General features: G+C 70.6%; 2 protein-coding genes. Both read right to left on the reverse strand.

Translation table 11 applies throughout. The annotated features are described in order from the left end of the window. Window positions 1-15: 15 nt before the first annotated feature. Window positions 16-20793: a non-ribosomal peptide synthase/polyketide synthase gene (locus AB0M14_RS36380; protein ID WP_365004339.1), complete on the reverse strand. Its 20778-nt coding sequence runs from the start codon at window positions 20791-20793 to the stop codon at window positions 16-18. After that, window positions 20793-21080: a hypothetical protein gene (locus tag AB0M14_RS36385; protein WP_365004273.1), complete on the reverse strand. Its 288-nt coding sequence runs from the start codon at window positions 21078-21080 to the stop codon at window positions 20793-20795. Before AB0M14_RS36385 ends, AB0M14_RS36380 begins: the two co-directional genes overlap by 1 nt. Window positions 21081-21395: the final 315 nt, after the last annotated feature.

A 21395-nucleotide genomic window follows, 5' to 3' on the forward strand; every position in this document is an offset into this window, starting at 1 on the left:
TCGCACCCGGACCGATCACATCAGGTCGTTGAGCATTCGGCCGACCAGACCCATGGTTTCCGGGCGGTCGAAATCGCCGTGGGCGCAGTCGACTTCGATGACCTCGATGCGGCCGCCGATGTAGGAGCGCCAGGCTTGCCCGAGCTCTTGCTGGACGTCGGCGCGGCGGTTTCCCGTCACGTCGAGTGTGGCGCCGAAGACCGTCAGGTCACCGTCGTAGAAGGGTGAGGTATAGCCCTCCCACAGTTTGCAGTTGTTGACGAGCACCTTGGTCAGGCGCTGCACCAATTCCTGGATGACCGGGGCTTCGAGTTGGTCCCCGAAACGGTCGTCGGCCCACGCCTGGATACCGGCCATGGCTTGCTCGTCGGTGATGTCGGCGTCCGCGACCGCGCCCTGCGGCGGCTCGCTGTCCAGGACGCCGACGAAGCCCACCGGCAGGCCGCGCCTGGACAATTCGGCCGCCATCGCCTGCGCGACCACGCCGCCGTAGGACCAGCCGAGCAGGTGGTAGGGCCCGTCACCCTGGATGGCCTGCATCCGATCGATGTAGTCCGCCACCATTTCCGCCATGGAGCCCGCCGTCGGCCCGCCGTCCAAGCCACGAGATTGGATGGCGTAGACCGGCCGATCCGGCAGCTGCCGGCCGAGATGCTGGTAGAACCAGCCGAGACCGCCACCCGGATGCAGGCACCACAGCGGCTCGCGCGAGCCCGACGTCTTCAGCATCAGGACCGGATCGAAGTCCGTACCGCCGGTGCCGCCCTGGTCGAGCCGGTCCGCGAGTTCGACGACGGTGGGCGCGTCGAAGATCAACCGGACCGGAACGTCGACGCCGATCACCGCCCGGATCCGGCTGGTGAGGCGCGTCGCCAGCAGCGAGTGCCCGCCGAGCGCGAAGAAATCGTCGTCGATGCCGACGCGGTCGAGGCCGAGGATCTCGGCGAACAACTCCGTCAGCGTCCGCTCCCGCTCGGTGCGCGGGCCGCGATACTCGGTGCCGGACAACAACTCCGGGTCGGGCAGCGCACTGCGATCGATCTTCCCGTTGGCCGTCAGCGGCATGCTGTCCAGCGCGAGCACCGTGGCGGGCACCATGAACTCCGGCAGGCGCTCACCGGCCCACCGGCGGACCTCGGCGGCCAGCAGGCCGGCCTGCGGACTGTTGGCGTACCGCGCCGGATCGGCCAGGGCCGCCTCGGTCCGGTACACGCCGGTCAGCGGCCGGTCGTGTGCGGTGGCGGCGTCGAGGAAGACCGCCTCCATCTGGCCCGTGGTGCTGGACCAGGTGACCGCCGTGGTGTAGCCGCACCGCTCGCCGAGGACATGCAGGTCCTCGGGCAGCAGACCGGCGTCGAGCCGCGCGGCGTGGTCGCCGACGATGCCCTCGAAACCGACCGCGTGCGGAACATCCGGTCCGTCGACCGGCTGCCCGGCCCGGATCTGGTGCACGGCTTCGATCTGCCCGGTCAGCCCGGCATGCGGGATCCCGGTGACCCGAAGGCCGTCGGGATGACCGGCACGCAGCAGCGCGTGCAGCCAGACATGGTCGCGGAACTCGACTTCGGGCGTTTCGGCGACCGACAGCGGCCGCGCCGGAGCCTTGCGCAGCACCACGTCGTACCGGTACCGCGTGAGCTCGTTCACCGCGTATCCGCGCTTGAGCTCGACATCGACGGCGTCGAAATCGAGGACGCGGGCCAGCGCCGGGAAGTACTCGGGCGCGAGCAGCAACTCCTGCTCGGCGGCGATGTCCCGCTTGACCCGATCCAGGACCGCCGCGGGATCGGCGCCGCCGTTGCGCGCGATCTGGACCGCCGTGGAGAACTCCGTCAGCAGCGCCAGATTCCGGATATCGCCGAGGAACACCGCACCGCCGGGGGCCAGCAGCCGCAGCACCCCGTCGAGTACCCGGCGCAGGTACTGCTCGCCCGGGAAGTACTGGATGACCGAGTTCACCACCACGGTGTCGAAATAGTTCTCCGGCAGCCCGTCGGTGTGGTCGGCGCCGCGCACGCTCAGCTCGACCCGGCCGACCCAGTCCTGGTTCAGCTCGCCGAGACGGCGCCGCAGCGTATCGATGGTCGCGGCGGAAAAGTCCGTCGCCCAGTACTCGTCGCAGTCCGGGGCCACCTGCGACAGCAGCAGGCCGGACCCGACGCCGATCTCCAGCACGCGCCGTGGGCGGAGCCCGCGAATCCGCTCGACCGTGGCCGACTGCCAGATTCGCATCTGGTCCAACCCGATCGGCCCGCCGGTGTAGCTGCTGTTCCAACCACCGAAGTCCGCGTCGAACGGCACCCCGTCGTCCGCCGCCGCACCGTCCGATTCGCCGGTGGCGGAATACAGTTCGTCGTAGACGCGCAGCCACTGGCCGACCAGTTCGTCTTCACCGACGGCCGGTCCGGAGCGTTCGGGCACCACATAACCGATCAACTGCTTGCCGCCGGTATCAGTGTCCCGGGCGACCACTACCGCCTGGGACACCGCGGGGTGCTGGGCCAGGATGTTCTCCACCTCGCCCGGCTCCACCCGGAAGCCGCGAATCTTGACCTGGTCATCGACCCGGCCGACGAACTCGATCGTGCCGATCGGGGTCCACCGCACCACGTCGCCGGTGCGGTAGAGCCGGCCGCCCGCCGGATCGAAGGGGTCGGCCACGAATCGGGTCGCGGTCAGTCCGGGCCGGCCCCGATAGCCGCGCGCCAATTGGTCTCCGGCGACATACAACTCGCCGGCGACCCCGGCCGGGACCGGCCGCAGGCCCGAATCCAGGACGAACGCGCGCATGTTCCCGAGCGGACGCCCGATGGGCACCGCGCCCTCCGCCTCCACGCCGGCGACGAAGGTCGTGGCGAACACCGTGGTCTCGGTCGGCCCGTAGCCGTTGACCACCTCGACGTCGGCGGCGACGGCACGCATCCTGCGCACCAGTTCCGCGGAAAGCTCCGCGCCACCGGCGATCACCTGCGTCACACCGCCGAAGGCGTTGCCGGGCAACGCTTCGGCCCGCTCCAGCAACACCGACAGCAGTGCCGGAGTAGCGAAAAGCCTTGTCACCGAATGCTTCGCGACCAGCTCGAGCATCTCCGCGGGATCCGAACGCGACTCGCGCGCCAGCACCAGACCGCCACCGGCGCACAGTGCCGCCCACATCTCGTAGGTCGAGGCGTCGAAAGCCATCGACGAGTGCACGAGCACCCGCTCGGCAGCCCCGCTCAGCCAGCCCTGAGACACATGGTTCACCACGTTGCGGTGCGTGATACCAACACCTTTGGGGCGACCGGTCGAACCGGACGTGTAGATCACATACGCCAGGTTCTGCGGCCGCACCACCGGGCGGTACCCGGTGACCCCGCCCACCGCTCCGGGTTCATCCAGATACAGGCGCGGCACGGACGTGTCCGGCAGCGCGTCGGCGGTGCCGTGCTCGGTCAGGACGACGACCGGGGCCGCGTCGGACAGGATGAACGCCAGCCGATCCGACGGATACGCCGGATCGATCGGCAGATACGCACCACCCGCCTTCCACACCGCCAGCAACGCCACGATCAACTCCACCGACCGCGGCAACGCGACCGCCACCACGCTGTCCGGCACCACCCCAAGGGAATTCAGCGTGCCCGCCAACTCGCCCGCGCGCGCATCGAGGTCCCGGTACGACACCTCGGCCCCGGCACAGACCACCGCGACCGCCTCCGGCGTCCGCGCCGCCTGCGCCTCGAACAACCCGACCAGAGTGCCGTCCGGATCGAGCTCGATCGTCCGGTCGTTCCACCCGCGCAACACCGTGTCGCGCTCGTCGGCGCCGAGGACATCGATAGCCCCCACCGCCGCGGCGGGATCCGCCGCGATCGTGCGCAGGACGCGCACGAACCGCGCCGCCAGCGCCTCCACCGTCGACCGGTCGAACAGCTCGGTCGCGTACTCGATGAGCCCGTTCCACGGCAGGCCCGCCGGCGTATCGGCGATATTGAAGAACAGGTCGAATCGCGAGGCGGCCAGGGACGCGTGGTACGGCTCGAACCCGACGCCGGGCAGCTCCAGGTTGGCCAGGCTGTTGTTCTGGAACGCCAGGGTCACCTGGAACAGCGCGTGATGGGCCGCCGAGCGTGTCGGGTTGAGCAGCTCCACCAGCAATTCGAACGGCGCGTCCTGATTCTCGTACGCGGCCAGCGCCTTCGCCCGGACCTGGCCGAGGATCTCGGTGAACGCCGCGCCCGGCGTCAGCCGCGTCCGCAGCACCCAGGTGTTGACGAAGAAGCCGACCAGGTCCGCCAGCGCCTCGTCGGTGCGGCCCGCGATCGGCGAGCCGAGCGGAATATCCTCGCCCGCACCGAGTTTGAACAGCAACACGGCCAGCGCCGACTGCAACACCATCGAGACCGTCGCGCCTTCGCGGGCCGCCAGCCGCTCCACGCCGGCCCGCAGTTCGGCATCGATGTCGAACAGCACCATGTCGCCGCGGTAGCTCGCCACCCGCGGACGGGGCCGATCGACCGGCAGGCGCAACTGCTCGGGCAGGTCCGCGAGTTCGGCCCGCCAGTACTCGAACTGCCGCGCCAGCGGGCTCGCCGGATCGTCGGCCGAACCGAGGAAATCCTGTTGCCAGAGCGTGTAATCCACGTACTGCACGGGCAACGGCTCCCACTGCGGCGCCCGCTGCCCGTGCCGGGCCGCGTAGGCCACCGACAGGTCCCGCAGCAGCGGCGCCATCGACCAGCCGTCCCCGGCGATGTGATGGACCACCAGCACCACCACGCAATCCTCCGTGCCCGGCCGGATCACGGTGACCCGCAACGGGATCTGGCTGGACAGGTCGAATTCGTAGCGCACGGCCGCGGCCACCGCCGCGTCCAGCTCGGCGGGGTCCGCGTCGGTGAGCAGCACCGGCGCCTCGACCGAGTCCAGGTCGAGCACCCGCTGTGCGGGCTGGCCGTCGGCTTCGACGAACACGGTGCGCAGGCTCTCGTGCCGGGCGATCAGATCGCCGATCGCCGCCCGCAAGACCGCCACGTCCAACCCGCGCATTCGCACCGCGAGCGGAATGTTGTAGGTCGCCGACGGCCCTTCCAGCCGGTGGATGAACCACAGCCGCCGCTGCGCGTACGACGCCGGAACCACCTCCGGCCGGGACCGGAGCACCAGCGGCGGACGCAGCTGCACGCCGGCGTCGAGCCGGGTCGCGAGCAACGCCACCGTCGGCGCGTCGAAGACCGCCCGGATCGGCACCTCGACGCCGAGCTCCGCCCGGATCCGGCTGGCCAAACGGGTCGCCAGCAGGGAGTGGCCGCCGAGCTCGAAGAAGTTGTCGTCCACGCCGATTCGGTCGCGGCCGAGCACCTCGCCGAACAGCTCGGCCAGCGCCCGCTCGTCGTCGCCGCGCGGCGCGCGGTACTCCGCCGACGAGGCGAACTCGGGCGCGGGCAGCGCCCGGACATCGAGTTTGCCGCTCACGGTCAACGGCACCGAGTCGATCACCAGCACCGCGGCGGGCACCATGTACTCCGGGAGCCGCTGCGCGGCGTACCCGCGCACCTGTGCCCCGTCCAGCTGGTCACCGTCGGCCAGCACATAGCCGACCAGCTGCTTGCCGCCGGTGCCGGTGTCGTGCGCGATGACGATCGCGCGCGCGACCGAAGGATGCTGTGCGAGCACCCTTTCGACCTCGCCGGGCTCGATCCGGAACCCGCGGATCTTGACCTGATCGTCGACGCGGCCGAGGAACTCGACCTGCCCGGCGCGATTCCAGCGCACCACGTCACCGGTGCGGTACAGCCGGCCGCCGGACGGATCGAACGGGTCGGCCACGAACCGGCCGGCGGTCAGCGCCGCACGGCCGAAATAGCCACGGGCCGTTTGGGCTCCGGCCAGATACAGCTCACCCGCGACGCCGACCGGGACCGGCCGCAGCCACGAATCCAGCACCAGCGCACGCACATTGGTCAGCGGACGACCGATCGGCACCGACCCGTCGGTCGCGCCGGGATCGGCGAGGCACACCGTCGCGAACACCGTGGCCTCGGTCGGCCCGTACCCGTTGACGACCTCGATCTCGGGCGCGAGGGACCACAGTCGCCGCGCCAGCGCGGTGGTCACTTCCGCGCCGCCGACGACCGCCTGTGCCAGCGAACGCAAGGGCCGGCCCGGCGCGCTCTCGACGCGATCGAGCAGTGCGGGCAGCAGACCCGGTGTCGAGAACACCCGGGTCACCGACCGGGACTCGATCAACTCGACCATTTCGGCCGGGTCCGAACGCAATTCACCGGTCAGCACGAGCGTGTGACCGCCGCACAGCGTCGGCCAGATCTCGTAGGTCGAGACGTCGAAGGACACCGAGGTGTGCATGAGCACGCGCTCGTTCGGCCCGGTCGACCACCGCTGGCTCACCAGGTTCGCCACATTGTGGTGCGTGACGGCGACGCCCTTGGGTACACCGGTCGACCCGGAGGTGTAGATCAGGTAGGCCAGGTTGTGCGGCCGGACCGCGTCCCGGTCGACGCGCTCCGCCGCGGCGGCGTACTCCAGCGTGTCGAGGTACAGGTGCGGAATCGTCGTGCCCGGCAGAATGCCCGCGGTGGCCTGGTCGGTCAGCACGACCACCGGTGCGGCGTCAGTGAGGATGAACGCCAGTCGTTCCGAGGGGTAGGCCGGGTCGATCGGCAGATACGCGCCGCCCGCCCGCAACACCGCCACCATCGCCACGATCAGCTCGACCGAGCGCGGGACCGCGACCGCGACGACGCTGTCCGGCCCGACCCCCCGCGAGATCAGCTCCCGCGCCAGGAGATCGGCTCGATCAGCGAGTTCCCGATACGTCACCGCGGTGTCGGCGGCGAGCAGGGCGACCGCCTCCGGCGACCTGGCCACCTGGGCCTCGAACATGCCCACCAGGGTGCGGCCGGGCTCGATCGCGGCGGCGGTGTCGTTCCACCGGCGCAGGACCAGCTCGCGTTCGCCGGCGCCGAGCAGATCCACCGAGCGCACCGGCGTGTCCGGATCGGTGGCCACCTGCCGCAGAATCCGGGCCAGCCGTTCGGCCAGCGCCTCGACCGTCGGCCGGTCGAACGAGTCGGGGCGGTACTCGAATTGCAGCGTCAGGGTCGGCGCGGTGTTCGCGATGACCGTCAGCGGGTAGTGCGTCGGCGCGTTCGGGCGCGAGTCGCTGAGGGCGAGTCCGCCGGTATCCGCGACCGCCCCGATACCGGCGTGATCGACCGGGTAGGACTCGAACACGAGCAGCGTGTCGAAGAGGACGTGCACGCCGACCGCCCGATGGATCTCGCTCAAGCCGACGTGGTGGTAGTCGAGCAGGGTCGTCTGGCGGGCCTGCAGGTCGGTCAGCAGGCCGGTCAGCGTGTCGGCCGGGCCGAAGCGCACCCGGACCGGCACGGTGTTGATGAACAGACCGACCATCGAGTTCACGCCGGCGATCTCCGGCGGGCGACCCGACACGGTGGCGCCCGCTATCACGTCGTGGTTACCGGTCGCGGCGGCGAGGACGATCCCCCAACTGCCCTGCACGATGGTGCTCAGGGTGATCCCGAGCTCCGCCGAGCGCCCGGACAGTGCCGTAGCCGTGTCCGGCGACAGCGGCACCTCGATCCGCGCCACCTCCGGCAGCGCCTCGGCATCGAGCTGCTCGGCGCCGCGCACACTGTCGGCGAGCAGCGTCGGCTCGTGCACGCCGTCGAGCTCCGCGCGCCAGGCCCGCACGCCCGCGTCGGAGTCCTGCTCGCCCAACCACTTCAGGAAGTGCTTGTACTCGGCGGCGGGTGCGGGCGCACCGGAACCGCCGTAGCGGGCGAACAGATCCACGATCAGCAGCGGCAACGACCATCCGTCCAACAGCACGTGATGCGCCGTCAGCACCAGCTCGGAGCGGTTCGCGCCCGTCCGCACCACCATCAACCGCAGCAGCGGCGGCACGGCCATATCGAAGTGCGCGTCCCGGTCCGCGGCGAGCAACCGCTCCAGCGCCGCGTTCCGTTCGTCCTCCGGCAGCGCACGCAGATCCGCTTCCCGCCAAGGCAATTCCACCTCGTCGAGGACGACCTGCACCGCGTCGCCGCGGCGATCGGTGACGAACCCGACGCGCAGGTTCTCGTACCGATCCAGCAAGCCCTGCCCGGCCGACCGCATACGTTCGACATCCACCTCGCCGACCAGGCCGAGCACGATCTGCATGTGGTACGCGTCGAAGCCCGAGCCGGCCAGTTCCTGATGGAACAGCAATCCCGACTGCATCGACGTCAGCGGCCACACATCGGTGAGGCCCGGATACCGCTGCTCGAGCGCCTCGATCTCGCTCTGATCCAGACCCGTCGCCAGCACGTCCGACGGGGTCAGCCCGCCGCCGCCCGCCGCGATGTGCCCGACGAGCCCGTCGACCGCCACCCGCCACAGCTCCGCCAGCTCCTGGAGCTCGGACTCGGCGATAATCGCGGTGGGCGAGGCGAAGACGGCTTGCAGCACCGGGCCTTCGGCGGTGTCGAGCACGATCGTGTTCACGTCGAGGGCGGCCAGCGCGGGCGTCGACCCCAGCGCCGGATCCATCGGCGTGGTCAGCTGTTCGGCCTGGACCGAAGGCGACCAGCCCGCACCGCGCAGCCGGTTCGGCAGCAGATCGGTCGAGGTGAAGCGGCCGAGATAGTTGAACCCGATCTGCCCGGCCGAATACGGTTGCAGCGCTTGGGCGGTCTCGGGGTTCAGGTAGCGCAGCAGGCCGTAGCCCACGCCCTTGTCGGGCACCGCGCGCAACTGCTCTTTCACCGACTTGATCAGTGCGCCGACAGCCGGTCCGCCGGCGCGCAGTTCGGTCCACTCCGCGCCGGACGCGGTCACCCGCACCGGGAACATGCTGGTGAACCAGCCGACCGTGGTCGACAGGTCGGCGCCGGGCACGGTGCGCTCCTCGCGGCCGTGTCCCTCCAGCCTGATCAGCACCGAATCCTCGTGCACACCCCGATGCTCGCGCCAGCGTCGCACGGCCGTCGCCAGGGCGGCCAGCAGCCCGTCCTCGGCACTGCCGTGGAACGCCGCGGGCAGCGCGGTGAGCAGGATCTCGGTGTCGGGCACCGGAATACGGACGAGGGCGTGCCCCACATCGGACACCACGTCGATCGCCGGGTCCAGCGGCCGACTGCCGAGCAGCGGATCCGGTCCATCGAGAACCGAACGCCACCAAGGCAATTCGGCCATCCGTTCCGGTCCGGCCGCCTGCTCGACCAGTCCATGGGCCCAGCGGCGCAGCGATGTTCCGGTCCTCGGCAGCACCGGCGTCCGCCCGGCGGACACCTCCTGCCAGGCGGTCGCCAAGTCGGGCAACAGGATTCGCCACGATACGCCGTCGACAGCCAGGTGGTGCGCCACCACGGCCAACCGGCCCGCCTGGTCCGGCCCGGCGTCGAACCACACGAACTGGGCCATCACGCCGGCGGCGGGCGCCAAACGCTGGACCGCGGCCGCCATCTCCGACATCACCGACTCGGCCGTCTCCGCGGCCACCGGCACCCGGGTGACCAGGTGGTCCACGTCCACCGTGCCCGCGGGCGCCACGTCGAGTCCGGCCCCGCGCTCGTCGTCGACCAGCCGCGCGCGCAGCACGTCATGGCGGTCGAGCACCGCCGACAACGTCGCCACCAGCCCCGCGCGATCGATGCCGACCGGCAGGTCGAGCACCATCACCTGCGTGAAACTGTCGAACGCGCCGCCCAATTCGCGCACGAAGCGCGCCACCGGCAGCAGCGGCATCCACCCGGTCCCGCCGCCGGGCAGCTCCGCGAGCACCGGGACGGCCGCTTCCCGCCCGCTCGCCACCGCGGCCAGCGCCGCGGCGGTCTGGTGCTCGAACACCTCGCGCGGACTGATCTCCACGCCCAGTTCCCGCGCCCGCGCCACCACCTGGATGGACCGGATGCTGTCGCCGCCCAGCTCGAAAAAGCTGTCGTCCACGCCGACTCGCGCCAGACCGAGGACCTCGGCGAAGACCGAGACCAGCACGCCCTCCGCCGCCGACGCCGGCGCGCGGTATCGCCGCGTCGAGGTCACCTCGGGATCGGGCAGGGCCTGGCGATCCAGTTTTCCGTTGGTGGTCAGCGGCATCGCGTCGATCACCATGACGACCGCCGGCACCATGAAGTCGGGCAGGCTCTCGGCCACGAACTCGCGGATCTGCCCGCCGTCGGCCGCCGGCGCGCCGTCGGTCCGGTCCGCCACCACATAACCGATCAGCTGCTTGCCGCCGGTCTCGGTGTCGCGGGTGACGACCACCGCCTGCGCGACCGAAGGATGGTGCGCCAGCACCGTTTCGATCTCGCCGGGCTCGACGCGGAAGCCACGGATCTTGACCTGATCGTCGACGCGTCCGACGAACTCCAGCGCTCCCGTCGCGGTCCAGCGCACCACGTCTCCGGTGCGATACAACCGGCCACCCGCCGGATCGGCCGGGTCGGCGACGAACCGCGCGGCAGACAAGCCCGGTCGGCCCTGATAGCCGCGCGCCAGCTGCGCACCGGCCACGTACAGCTCACCGGCGACCCCGATCGGGACCGGCCGCAGCCAGGCATCCAGCACATACGACCGCATATTCGACAGCGGCCGCCCGATCGGCACCGAGCCCGCCGCGTCCGCGTCCGCGGCGAAGGTCGTGGCGAACACCGTGGTCTCGGTCGGCCCGTAGCCGTTGAGCACCTCGACGTCCGTGGCCATGGCTCGCACCCGCCGCACCAGCGCCGAGGTCAGCTCCGCGCCACCGGCGATCACCTGCGCGACACCCTGGAACGGATTGCCGGGCAGCGTCGCCGCGTAGTCGAGCAGCACGGTCAACAGCGCCGGGGTGACGAAAAGCCTTGTCACCGCGTGGTTCTGCACCAGGTCGAGCATTTCGCGCGGGTCCGAACGCAATTCGCCCGCCAGCACCAGGCCGCCACCGGCGCACAGCGCCGCCCACATCTCGTAGGTCGAGGCGTCGAAAGCCATCGACGAGTGCACGAGCACCCGCTCGGCAGACCCGCTCAGCCAGCCCTGAGACACATGGTTCACCACATTGCGGTGCGTGACGCCAACGCCTTTCGGCACACCGGTCGAACCGGACGTGTAGATCACATACGCCAGGTTCTCCGGCCGCGAGACCGCGCCGGACACCGCGGGTTGCGTTGCCTCGGCGGGATCGAGCGCGTCCAGATACAGCGGTGCCGTGGTGTCGGGCAGGATCCCCGCGGTGGCGCGGTCGGTCAGCACGACCACCGGGGCCGCATCGGACAGGATGAACGCCAGCCGATCCGACGGATACGCCGGATCGATCGGCAGATACGCACCACCCGCCTTCCACACCGCCAGCAACGCCACGATCAACTCCACCGACCGCGGCAACGCGACCGCGACCACGCTGTCCGAGCCCACGCCGCGCGACCGCAACACCCGCGCCAACCGCGCGGCTCGATCGTCGAGCTCGCGATAGGACACCACGCTGTCGCGGAAAAGCAGCGCGGTCGCGTCCGGCGTCCGGGCGACCTGCGCCTCGAACAGTCCGGCCGCGGTGGTGTCGCGGACGTCGAGCGCGGTGTCGTTCCACCGGCGCAGCACCAGGTCACGCTCGTCGGCGCCGAGCAGATCGATCGAGGCCACCGGCGCCGCCGGGTCGGCCACCACCTGCCGCAGGATGCGCACCAGACGACCCGCCATCGCCTCGACACCGGCGCGATCGACATCGTCGGTGCGGTACTCGAGGTACAGCGTCAAGGTCGGTTCCGCGCCCGCGATGACCGTGAGCGGATAGTGCGTCGCGGCATTCGGCCGCAGGTCGGTGATCGCCAGGCCACTGGCGTCGGTGACCTCGGCGATCCCCGCGCGGTCCACGGGATAGGACTCGAACGCGATCAGCGTGTCGAACAGGACGGACACCCCGGCGGCCTGGTGAATCTCGCTCAGGCCGACATGATGGTGGTCGAGCAACGCCGTCTGGCGGGCCTGCACATCGGTGAGCAGCTCGGCCAAGGTGTCCCGCGGACCGAAGCGCACCCGCACGGGCACGGTGTTGATGAACAACCCGATCATCGCGTCCACGCCGGGGATCGCCGGCGGACGACCCGACACGGTCGCGCCGATGGTCACGTCGTGGCGTCCGGTGACGGCGGCGAGCTGGATGCCCCAGGCCGCCTGCACGACAGTGTTGACCGTGACGCCGAGTTCGGCGGCCCGCCTGTTGATCGCCGCACCGATCTCGGCGGACAGCGGTACCTCGAATCGCTCGACTTCGGCGGCATCGGCGGCGGCACCACCGCGCACGCTGCTCGCGAGCAGGGTGGGTTCGGTGACGCCGTCGAGTTCCCGCCGCCACGCCTCCGCTCCCGCCTCGGAGTCCTGCTCGTCCAGCCATGTCAAGAACTCGCGGTAGCTGGGCGGCTGCGGCGAGTCCGCCGCGACCCCGTCGGAAGCGTAGAGGCGCAGCAACTCCCGGATCATCAGCGGCAGCGACCAGCCGTCGGTCAGCACGTGATGGGTGGTCAGCACCAGCTTCGAGCGCTCATCGGTCAGCCGCACCAGCGTGAGGCGCAGCAGCGGCGGGGCCGCCAGATCGAAGTGCTCGCACTGATCTTCGGCCAGCAGCCGCTGTTCCGCCGCCTCGCGATGTTCCGCGTCGAGGTGGCGCAGATCCACTGCCCGCCACGGCAGTTCGACTCCGGGGACGACCACCTGGACCGGCCGGCCGTGCGGGCCGGGCGTGAATCCCGCCCGCAGGTTCGGGTACCGATCCAGCAAGCCCTGCCCCGCGACCCGCATCCGCTCGGGTTCGACCGCGCCGGTGAGCCCGAACACCACCTGCATGTGGTACGCGTCCGAGCCGGGATCCGCCAGCGCCTGATGGAACAACAGCCCGGCCTGCATCGGCGTCAGCGGCCACACGTCGACCAGACCCGGATACCGCGCCTCGAGCCCGTCGATGTCGTTCTGCCCCAACCGGACCAGCGGCAGATCCGACGGGGTGAGCCCGCCCGCGTCCGGCGTCGCGGCGTACCGGGCGAGGCCGATCAGCGCGTCCCGCCACAGATCGGCGAGGCGCGTCGTCTCGGCCTTCGTCAGCACGCCGGTCGGCGCGGCCAGCACCGCTTGCAGGACCGGGCCGTCACCGGAGTCGACCACCATCGCGGTGACATCCAGGACGGCCAGCGCCGGCATCGCCGGATCGGGAGCCGCGGCGGCGCCCGCGTCACCGGCCGGAGTCCAGCCGGCGCCCTGCCACCGTTGTGGCAGCAGGTCCGCGTTGGTGAGCCTGCCGAGGTAGTTGAACCCGATTTGGCCGGGCGAGAACTGTTCCAGGACAGGGGCGGTCTCGGGATTCAGGTAGCGCAGCAGTCCGTAACCCATGCCCTTGTCCGGCACCGCGCGCAGCTGTTCCTTGACCGATTTCATCAGGGTGCCCGCCGCGGAAGCACCGGCGCAGAGCTGATCCCACTGCGCCGGCGCGGTCACGCGCACCGGGTACATGCTGGTGAACCAGCCGACGGTACGCGCGAGATCGGCGCCGGGCACGGCGTCCTCTTCGCGGCCGTGCCCCTCCAGCCGAATCACCACCGATTCCGCACGGGCACAGTCGGTTCCGCCCGCGGCGTCGTCGCGCCACCGGGTGACCGCCGCCGCCAGCGCCGCCAGCAACCCGTCCTCGACCCCACCGTGGAACGCGGCGGGCAAGGTCGTCAGCAATGTTTCGCTGACCGCCGCCGGGAGCTGGACGCGCACCTGTTCGACGGTCGCCATGACGTCGACGGCCGGATCCAGCGGCCGACTGCCCAGCATCGGCTCGGGTTCTGCCAACATCGCACGCCACCAAGGCAATTGGCCGACCACGCGCGGCGTGACAGCCTGCTCGGCCAGCCCGTGCGCCCAGCGGCGCATCGAGGTGCCCACGCCGGGCAGCGCCGGCGTTGTTCCCGCCGACACGTCCCGCCACGCGGAAGCCAAGTCCGGCAACAGAATCCGCCACGACACGGCGTCGATCACCAGGTGGTGGGCGACGATCCAGAGCCGGCCCGCCGCGGCGGGGCCGGAGTCGAACCACACGAACTGGATCATCACCCCCGCCGCCGGCGCCAAACGGTGCGCCGCCGCGCGGGCCTGCTCGGTGATCACCGAGGTCCGTTCCGCCGAATGCTGCTCGGCGGCCGGAATTTCCACCCGACGCAGCAATCCGTCCACCTCGACCGCACCGGCCGGGCCCACCTCGAGCCCGGCGCCGCGCTCGTCCTCGAGCAGCCGGGACCGCAGCACATCGTGCCGCTCGAGCAGCGCGGTCAAGGTCGCCGCCAGGCCCGCCCGATCGATGCCGACCGGCAACTCCAGCAGCATCGACTGCGCGAAACTGTCGAATCCCGCGCCGAGTTCGCGCACGAAGCGCGCGGCGGGCAGCAGCGGTGACCACCCGGCGCCGCCGCCGGGCAACTCCGCCAGCACCGGCGCCGCCGCCGTGCGACCGGCGGCCACCGCGGCCAGCGCCGCGGCCGTCTGATGCTCGAAGACCTCCCGCGGACTGATCTCGACCCCGAGTTCACGAGCCCGCGAGACCACCTGGATCGAGCGGATGCTGTCGCCGCCCAGCTCGAAGAAGCCGTCGTCGACGCCCACCCGGTCCAGCCCGAGCAGCTCGGCGAACACGGCGGTCAGGATCCGTTCTCCGGCGGTGCGCGGCGCGCGATACCGTGCCGCGGCGCTGATCTCCGGCTCCGGCAACCGGGCCGTGTCGACCTTCCCGTTGGCGGTGAGCGGCATCGCGTCCAGCACCATCACCGCGACGGGCACCATGTAGTCGGGCAACTGCTCGGCCGCGAACGCGCGCACGTCCGCGCCGTCGAGTCCGTCGCCGCCCGGCGCGGACCGGTCCGCGACGACGTAACCGACGAGTTGTTTACCGCCGGCCGTGTCATGCGCGAGCACCAGCGCCCGCGAGACCGCGGGATGGCGCGCCAGCTGGTTCTCGATCTCGCCGGGTTCGACGCGGAAGCCACGGATCTTGACCTGATCATCGATCCGGCCGACGAACGCCAACTGCCCGTCGCGATTCCAGCGCACCACGTCACCGGTGCGGTACAGCCTGCCGCCGGCCGGATCGAACGGGTCGGCCACGAATCGCGCGGCGGTCAGTCCCGCCCGGCCGCGATAGCCGCGCCCCAACTGCTCGCCCGCGACATACAGTTCGCCGGGAACGCCGACCGGCACCGGCAGCAACCGCGAATCCAGCACGAACACCCGCACATTCCCCAGCGGCTGCCCGATCGGGATGGGGGCGGCCGCGGCCACGACGTCGTGATTGGTCACGCAGGCCGTGGTTTCGGTGGGCCCGTACCCGTTCAGGAGCCGGACACCGGTGTGCTTCGCCGTCAGCTTGCCGACGAGATCCCCGGTGAGTTCGGCGCCGCCGACAATGACCTGCCGCAGACTCCGGAGCGGATCGCCCGGCAGCGAATCGGCGTGGTCGACCAGGGCGGACAGCATCGGCGGCGTCGAGAACATCTTCGTCACCGACCGGGTGGCCGCCAGCTCGGCGATCTCCAGCAGGTCCGACCGCGCTTCGCGGGCCACCACCACGGCCGCACCACTGGCCAGCGTCGGCCAGATCTCATAGGTGGAGCCGTCGAAGGCGATCGAGGAGTGCGCCAGCACCCGATCGTCCGCCGCCAGCGGCCACGCCTGCGCGGTCAGGCTGGCGAGGTTACGGTGCGTGATGCCAACGCCTTTCGGCACACCGGTGGAGCCGGAGGTGTAGATCACGTAGGCCAGATTGTCCGGCCCCACCGTGGTCCGGACGGGCGCGGACCCCGCGGCCGCCGTCTCCGTGTCGTAGTACAGGTGCGCTGCCGCGGTCGGCGGCAACGCGCCCGCGGTCGCGGCGTCGGTCACGATCAGCACCGGCGCGGCGTCGTCGAGGATGAACGCCAGCCGATCCGACGGATACGCCGGATCGATCGGCAGGTACGCGCCGCCCGCCCGCAGCACACCCAGCAGCGCCACGACGAGCTCGGCGGACCTCGGCAAGGCCACCGCGACAACGCTGTCCGGGCCGACCCCGCGCGAGATCAACGCCCGCGCAAGACGATCCGCCCGGTCATCGAGCTCCCGATACGAGATCTCCGTGTCGCCGCAGACGAGTGCCGTCGCCTGCGGGCACGCGCCGATCCGCGCGTCGATCGAATCGACAACGGTGCCGGGCGGCACCGCCACGGCGGTGTCGTTCCACCGGTGCAGCACCACCGCGCGCTCGTCGGCGTCGAGCAGCTCGACGGACCCGACCGCGATGCCGGGATCGTCGGCCAGCTGCCGCAGTACCCGCACCAATCGCGCGACCATGGCCTCGACCGTGGACCGGTCGAACAGGTCGGTCGCGTACTCGACCAAGCCGTTCCACGGCTGTCCGGCCGGCGCGTCGGCGACGTTGAAGAACAGATCGAACCGCGCGGTCGCGATGGACGCGCCGTAGGGCTCGAATCGAACGCCGGGCAGCGCCAAGGCCGGGGCGGTGTTGTTCTGAAATGCCAGCGACACCTGGAACAGCGGATGATGCGCCGCCGAGCGCACCGGATTCAGCAGCTCCACCAGCAATTCGAACGGAACATCCTGATTCTCGTAGCCCGCCAGCGCCTTCGACCGGACCTGGCCGACGAGCTCGGTGAACGGCGTCTCCGCGGTCACCCGGGTCCGCAACACCCAGCTGTTGACGAAGAACCCGACCAGATCGTTCAGGGCCTCGTCGGTGCGGCCCGCGATCGGCGAGCCGATCGGAATGTCCTCGCCCGCACCGAGTTTGAACAGCAACACCGCGAGCGCGGACTGCAACACCATCGATACCGTGGCGCCCGCGCGACCGGCCACCCGCTCCACCTCGGCGCGCAACAGCGGATCGATGTCGAAGGCCACCACGTCACCGCGGTAACTGGCCACCCGGGGCCGCGGCCGATCGGTCGGCACCCGCAACTGCTCCGGCAGTTCGCCGAGTTCGGCGCGCCAATACTCGAACTGCTGGGACAGCAGGCTGTCCGGATCCTCCGCCGACCCGAGCAATTCCTGTTGCCACAGTGTGTAATCCACATACTGCGCGGGCAGCGGTTCCCAGCCGGGCGACCGATCCTGCAAGCGCGCGGCATAGGCTTCCGACAGATCGCGCAGCAGCGGCGCCATGGACCAGCCGTCGCCCGCGATGTGATGGATCAGGAGCACGAGCACGCAGTCCCCGGCGCCGGACCGGAAGACGGTGGCGCGCACGGGAATTTCCGCGGACAGGTCGAAGGCGTACTGCACCGCCGAGTCCACCGCGGCCGCCAGCTCGGCTGCCCCCGTCTCGACGACGGTCACCGGCACCACGGCGTGGCCGGGCTCGACCACCCGCTGCACCGGGACGCCGTCGGCCTCGACGAACAGGGTGCGCAGGCTCTCGTGCCGGGCGACGACATCACCGACCGCGGCGCACAGCGCGGACTCGTCCACCCCGTGCAGCCGGGCCACCAACGGCAGGTTGTAGGTCGCGGACGGACCTTCCAGCCGATGCAGGAACCACAGCCGGCGCTGCGCGAACGACAGCGGCACCGACGCCGGGCGCGGACCGGCCAGCAGGGCGGGCCGCGGCCGGGCGCGGTCGCCGAGGCGGGTCGCCAGCTGCGCCACCGTGGGCGCGTCGAAGACCGTCCGAATGGGCACCTCGACGCCGAGCACCACCCGGATCCGGCTCACCAGGCGAGTGGCCAGCAGGGAGTGACCGCCGAGCGCGAAGAAGTTGTCGTCCACGCCGACCCGGTCGTGGCCGAGGATCTCGGCGAACAGGGCCGCGAGCATCTGCTCCTGCAAAGTCTCGGCGGCCCGATAGGCCACCGACGAGGTGAGCTCCGGCACCGGCAGCGCGCCGCGATCGAACTTCCCGCTGGCGGTCAGCGGCACCGCGTCGATCACCATGACCACCGACGGCACCATGAAGTCCGGCAGCCGCTCGGCCGCGAACCGGCGCACCTGCGCGCCGTCGAGTCCGTCGGCGCCCGCGTGCCCGCCGCCCTCGACCGAGCCGGTCCGGTCGGCGACCACATAGCCGACGAGCAGCTTGCCGCCGCCGCTGTCGCGCGCGACCACCACCGCCTGGGACACCGAAGGATGCTGTGCCAGCACGGTTTCGACCTCGCCGGGCTCCACCCGGAAGCCGCGGATCTTGACCTGATCGTCAACCCGGCCCGCGAACTCGAGCACTCCGCCCGCGGTCCAGCGCACCATATCGCCGGTGCGGTACATCCGGCCGCCGGACGGGTCGAACGGATCGGCCACGAACCGCGCGGCGGTCAATTCCGGCCGATTGTGGTAGCCCCGGGCCAGCTGGGAACTGGCCACATACAACTCACCGGCCACGCCGACCGGAACCGGCATCAACCACGAATCCAGCACGAACACCCGCGCATTGGCCACCGGCGCGCCGATCGGCACGGTCTCGCCGACGATATCGTCGGGGATCAGGTGCGAGGTCACGTCCACCGTGGCCTCGGTCGGGCCGTACAGGTTATCCACCCGCTCGATGCCGCACTTGATCTTCAGCGCGTCGACCAGCCCCGCGGTGAGGGTGTCCGCTCCGGTGTTCACCTGCCGCAGACTCTGCAACGGGTTGTCGGGCAACGCCTCCACGTGATCGACGAGCGCGGACAGCAACGGGGGTGTCGCGAACATCTTCGTCACCGACGCGGTCTGCACCAGCCGGGTGATCTCCCCCAGATCCGAGCGCTGCTCCCCGGCGACCACCAAGGTCGCGCCGCCGCACAGGGCGGGCCAGATCTCATAGGTCGACGCGTCGAAGGCGATCGAGGAGTGCACCAGCACCCGGTCGCCGGGCCCCGCGGACCACGCCTGCGCGACCAGACTCACCACGTTGTGATGGGTGATGCCAACGCCTTTCGGGACGCCGGTCGATCCGGAGGTGTAGATCACATACGCCAGATTCTCCGGTCGGACCCCGGCCACCGGGTCCGGGCCCGCCGACTCCCCGGCCACCATCGTGTCCAGGCAGAGCAGCGGTGTTTCGTTGTCCGGCAACACCTGCGCGGTGGCGGAATCGGTCAGCACGACCACCGGTGCGGCGTCGGCGAGCACGAAAGCCACCCGGTCCGAGGGGTATCCGGGATCGATGGGCAGGTACGCGCCGCCGGCCTTCAGCACGGCGAGCAACGCCACGATCAGTTCCGCCGACCGCGGCAACGCCACCGCCACAACACTGTCCGGCCGCACCCCGCGGGTACGCAGCTGCCGCGCCAGCGCGCTGGATCGGGTATCGAGTTCGCCGTAGGTCAGCTCGTCGTCACCGCAGACGACCGCGACCGCCTCGGGCGTCCTGGCGAGTTGCGCCCGGAACACCCCGACGACGTCGGCCTGCGCATCCACCGTGGTCGCGGTGTCGTTCCACTGCCGCAGCACCAGCTCGCGTTCGCCGGCGGCAAGGGCGTCGATCGAGCCCACCGGTGCGGTGGGCTCGGCGACGACGGCTCCCAGGATCCGGGAGAACCGCGCCGCCATCGCCTCGATGGTCGACCGGTCGAACAGGTCGGTGGCGTACTCGACGTACATGTCCCAACCGGCGGGCGCGTCCCCGTTGCCCCGCTCCCCCGCGGCGGCGTCGCCGATATTGAAGGTCAGATCGAACTGCGAGGTCACCGCGGGCAGGGCGTAGGGCTCGAACTCGACGCCCGACAGCTCCAGCGTGGCGGCGGAGTTGTTCTGGAAGCTCAGCAGTACTTGGAACAGCGGGTGGTGCGACGCCGAACGCGCCGGGTTGAGCAGCTCGACGAGCAGCTCGAACGGGACGTCCTGATTCTCGTAGGCGGCCAGCGCCTTCGCGCGCACCTGGCCGACGATCTCGGTGAACGACGCGGCGGGATCGACCCCGGCCCGCAGCACCCAGGTATTGACGAAGTAGCCGACCAGATCGTTCAGCGCTTCGTCGGTGCGGCCCGCGATCGGCGAGCCGATCGGAATATCCTGACCCGCACCGAGTTTGAACAGCAGGACGGCCAGCGCCGATTGCAGCACCATCGACACCGTCGCGCCGTCACGGCTCGCCAGACCCTCCACGGCGGCGCGCATCTCGGGATCGATCCGGAAAACCAGCGTGTCCCCGCCGTAGCTGGCCGCCCGGGGGCGCGGCCGGTCGGTGGGCAGCCGCAGCTGCTCCGGCAGACCCGCGAGCTCGTCGCGCCAGTACTCGAACTGCCGCGACAGCATACTGTCCGGGTCCGACTGCGAGCCGAGCAGTTCCTGTTGCCACAGCGTGTAGTCGACGTACTGCACGGGCAGCTGCTCCCACTGGGGGGCGCGCCCGGATCGGCGAGCGGCGTAGGCCTGCGACACATCGCGCAGCAGCGGCGCCATCGACCAGCCGTCGCCCGCGATGTGGTGCATCAGCAGCATCACGACGCACTCTTCGGGCGCATACCGGAACACGCTGGCGCGCAACGGAATCTCGGTCGACAGATCGAACGCGTAGCGCGCGGCCGCGCGCACCGACGCGTCCAGCTCGTCCGGCGTCTCGTCGGTGATCAGGACCGGTATCTCGGCGCGGTCCGCCTCGAGCACCCGCTGACCGGGCACGCCGTCGACCTCTACGAAGACCGTGCGCAGGCTCTCGTGCCTGGCGACGACGTCGCCGATCGCCGCCGCGAAGGCGGCCGCGTCGAACGGACCGGTCAACCGGACTGTCAGCGGCATGTTGTAGGTGGCCGAGGGCCCCTCCAGCCGATGGATGAACCACAGGCGGCGCTGCGCGAAGGACAACGGAATCATCACAGGCCCGCCTCTCGCGCGAAGGAACTGTCATCGATGCCGACTCGGCCGGCGCCGAGGATTTCGCTGAACAACTTGGTCAAGGTCTTCTCTCGCTCAGTGCGCGGGGCACGATAGTTTTTGGGGGACAGCGCAGGCCGGATCTCATACGACGACGCCGCCTCGGGCGTGTCGCGGTAGCGACGCGGCGTCGGCGCGGGAGTCAGCGACTGCGTTGTCCCCGGCACCGATCTGCTCGACCACCACGGATTGGCGGTCATCGAGTTCGCGGTGTGGCCCAACAACATTCGCCGACGGTTTGCCCTGATCGGCTTGCACTGTCTAGCAAACTTCAAGTGAATTGCCACTCGCAGATCACCGAGACCCAGCTGACCACCCACGCGCCCTCCACATCGTTTGAAACGAGCATGACGAACACCGAACTCGAGATTGGTTATGGCGCAGGCTACTTCACGCATCACAGGGTCATGCCGAGCGACACGGACAGGCGAACAAGCGGTCGGTAGACGCCACGCGAGTGTTCGGCGCGCCGGTCGGCACGAAATCCGGGAACACACTACACGTCACGGCGCCGGGTGCTGACGGGTACCTGCTCCAGCTAC

The organism is Nocardia sp. NPDC051832 (genome assembly GCF_040681285.1).
Taxonomy (GTDB): Bacteria; Actinomycetota; Actinomycetes; order Mycobacteriales; family Mycobacteriaceae; genus Nocardia.